Raw genomic sequence first — 2,889 nt, forward strand, 5'->3', positions numbered from 1 at the left:
AATCAAGTAAGTATTTATGCTTAAAATATCCTCAGAATTTGACTCAGGAGAAAAGTCAATGAAGATGATTTACATAGTATAAATACCTAGCAAGCCACCGATTTTAATACTACTTTTAATGTTACAACTTGACGTGCGGAATGTGGGATGAATAATCAATTGACTATCAACTCCTAATTATTAATTATTAACTATTAATTATTCATTATTCGGTAAGTATTTCCTGCGGAATGTTGCGCAAATATTTGTCAGATTTTAACTTGCATCCTAGGTCGTAACTGCAAACTTAAGCACTTATTATAATTACTAAGTATTATCTTGAAATTATAAATTATTATTGATATATTTTAGATAATGTTTACTATAAATAAAAGCTAATCAGTTAATATACAGCCCTTCCTGTTGTTATGAGGTACAAAATTTTAGGTTTGAGGGAAGAGATAACAGCGAACGGGAAATAGGGATAGAAAAGAAAGAAAAAAACTGTACCTAATAACTTTGGGAATTGCTATATGTACCTCATAACTTCGGAAACTGTTGTAAGTGTTCTTATCTCAATTATCAAAAACTTTGCTAGACTTATATTTGATATTTATAAATATTATTTATTGACGTTATCTAAGTTTTTATTTGTTATTTTGATGGTTATTTTGGCATTTTCCAAGTGTAGCATTACTTTTGATAAATGCTATTAAACAAATCCTTACTTAATTATCAAAAAACTGTTTTGCTTACCCACAATTTCGTTTTTTCCATTCCGGAATACTCCGCAAATATGTTGCTTAGTCAAACGCTGCGTGACATGAATGCGTAGCATAGTAAAAATCAAGTAAAAATAATCTCAATCAAGAAAATTTCCTGATTTAAACACGGAAAGTTAGAAGTCTAAGAAACAGTTTATTAAATTAGAGTTAAATTCTGATTTAGGGTGGGTTTTGGTTATTGCCGATATGAAAATGCCGGAATATAAACTCTTTCTCATCCTATAAAAAAGCTGTCCGCTGTCATCCACCGGGATTGACTATTCTGACTGTCTTAATATTTGTTTGATTAACAGTCTCTAACAATAACCCTTAATAATTAATTCCGGGGAATTTGTTACTCCAGAACATAAATTTATTCTGGTAAAAAATGTAATATGGAAGTCTAAATAATGATTTAGGCCACCAAAAACAAAAGCCAAATTTCAGTAGTGCTATCATAGATAGAAAGATCGCTAAAATCAGGTATAGGGAGTTAAGTGGATGAGTCACGAAATAATAGCAATCAACAGACCTGTTAGACCAAAACAGTCAATTGAACCTAATTCTGCTAAGGAGACGCTGCGCGAAAAAACTGAGTCCAAACTAGAAAAACCTACTCCAGTAAAAAGCACCTCATTAAGAAGAGAAAGTACAAATCAACCGAATAAACCACAAAGACCTAGAAAACCAGGTAAACCAAAGTTAAAAGAATCTATTCAACAAGCGACTAATGCTAACGGAAAAGTTTTTAGTTCGGGAGATAAAATTTTAGTATCAGCACCGTGGAGTAGTGAGGTAGAAGCTGAAATTACAGGTTTTTATAAAAGTCCTGAAGGTTCAATTTGGGCAATTTTTCTGCCCCAAAAATCTCTACCTAACTGGAAATGGGAAAAAGGTTGTATCCGGGCAGAATTATTAAAACAACCATAATTAAGCTAATATAGTAAGATGAAATTCAGGACCCTCGGCATCTACAAATCACAAGAAATATTTGCCAATTATTGTTGATTTTTTTCAATATATAATACAGCGCTTCCCGTTGTTATGAGGTACAAAATTTTAGTTTTGAGGGAACAGGGAATAGGGAATAGGGAATTAGGGAATAGAAAAGAATAAAAACAACTTTACCTCATAGCTTCGGAAACTGCTGTAATTGGGAGGGCAGTCATTTCAGTTAACAGTAACTCCGGTTTTATGAGGAGGATTGAAATACTGAAGTTGATTTTTTTCATCCCCTATTCAAGCGGAGACTTGAGACTTTATTTATTAGATGAAATTTAACTGGAATTAGACTGAGTTATACCTCCCAAAAAAATATCAAATTAACCAATTTATCAAAGTGGTGAAAGTGCTAGTTTTGCTGAAGTTAATTCTTGATAAAATTGGAAAACAAAATTTTCTTGTTGCTTAGTTTCGATTGTATATTGCCGGGTTTCTCTAACTGTAGCGATCGCCTCAACTGCTGAATAACCTAAAGCTACTAAACAACAAGCAGTAACTGTTCCGGTACGTCCTAATCCAGCTTTACAATGAATTATTACTGTTTGTCCTTCTGTTACTACTTTCAGAATATTATTAATCAGATTAATAAAGTCATATATTGAGGTAGGAATACTTCGATCTTTAATGGGAAATCTTATACTTTTTATTCCTTGTGCTTCTGCTACTTTTCCCAGGTTAGAAATTTGTATTTCTTCTAATTCATGTTCTTCTAGAAGTGTTATTAATATATCTGTCTCATAGTCTAAACGTAGTCGTAATAAGTCTTTATTCAAATCTCGATCCCAATCTAAGTGCATCCCAAAATTTTTCTTACCTGGAGCCAAGGTCATACCAATTTTACCCTTTAATTTTACTACTTCTGGTGTTAAGAAATCGACATTAATGGGGTCATTGTCAGAATTTTTGAGTTGTTTAATCATCTCTACATTAGCTACAAATAAGGATACTATTAATATTTATGCCTTTGTTTTAGCAGAGGAATTTTGAATAGTCAATATATGGAGAGATATTTTAGGCGATCGCTCCCCAGGTGGAGAGTTATATATTATTAATTTTGTAGATAACTTCAATAGACTTCTTGCAGAAGTCAGGGAATAAGGAATAGGGAATAGGGGTATGAAATTGTTTATTTGATATCTATAAT

Annotated in this window: 3 protein-coding genes; 1 reads left to right on the top strand and 2 read right to left on the bottom strand. The window is 32.2% G+C overall.

The window, feature by feature from the left end; all coding sequences use genetic code 11:
• The first annotated feature begins 1,244 nt into the window (after nt 1–1,244).
• Nucleotides 1,245–1,673 carry a hypothetical protein gene (locus tag AFK68_RS03450; RefSeq protein WP_094671606.1) on the top strand — a complete coding sequence of 143 codons (429 nt, stop codon included), beginning with the start codon at nt 1,245–1,247 and terminating at the stop codon, nt 1,671–1,673.
• 404 nt (nt 1,674–2,077) lie between these two features.
• Here AFK68_RS03450 and AFK68_RS03455 read toward each other — a convergent pair whose 3' ends face one another.
• Both AFK68_RS03455 and AFK68_RS38030 read right to left on the bottom strand, forming a co-directional pair.
• Complete coding sequence (locus AFK68_RS03455) at nt 2,078–2,665, bottom strand: dual specificity protein phosphatase family protein (protein WP_094671607.1); 588 nt, start codon at nt 2,663–2,665, stop codon at nt 2,078–2,080.
• A gap of 36 nt (nt 2,666–2,701) precedes the next feature.
• On the bottom strand, nt 2,702–2,889 hold a 188-nt coding region (locus tag AFK68_RS38030; RefSeq protein ID WP_210407203.1), incomplete at its 5' end, for a hypothetical protein.

Origin of the sequence: Hydrocoleum sp. CS-953 (assembly GCF_002260545.1) — a bacterium.
GTDB lineage: Bacteria > Cyanobacteriota > Cyanobacteriia > Cyanobacteriales > Microcoleaceae > Trichodesmium.